This window comes from Streptomyces sp. SID14436 (assembly GCF_010548465.1).
Lineage (GTDB): Bacteria > Actinomycetota > Actinomycetes > Streptomycetales > Streptomycetaceae > Streptomyces.
Map to the genome: position 1 here is coordinate 1 of NZ_JAAGMD010000093.1, position 424 is coordinate 424.

The 424-nt window shown below is 71.5% G+C and carries 1 pseudogene; it reads right to left on the reverse strand.

From position 1 onward, the window contains the following. A pseudogene (locus G3I53_RS33565) lies at positions 1-260 on the reverse strand (peptidoglycan-binding protein); the annotation flags it as partial. Positions 261-424: the final 164 nt, after the last annotated feature.

Here is a 424-nt window from a genome sequence, read left to right on the forward strand (position 1 = left end):
GCGTCCGCCGGCCGTGTCGCGTCCTCGCCCGCCGCCGCCTTGCCCGCCGCCTCGTCCGGCGTCACCTCACCGGCCGTGCCGTCCAGTTCGACGTACGGGCGGATGCGCAGCGGGTCGAAGTCCTCGGCCGCCGCGGCCTCGGCCGTCCGGGCGTCGCGCAGGGCGTCGGCGGCGCGCACGGTGCAGGCGCAGGAAGGAGTGTTGTCCCGGTTCCTGGGCGCTCCGCACTCCGGGCACGGGGTTCCCGTCGGTCGGTCCACGCGTCAGCCCTCCCCTCACGAACTCCAGAGATTATGCAGATCATCTCCACACCCCCGACCCCAAGCCCCCGGAATGCAGGCTTCCGGCAGGACTCAACAGGCCATAACGGGACACACCGATCACGATGGGGGAGGAAGAGCCGGAATCTGTGGAGGGCTGCATG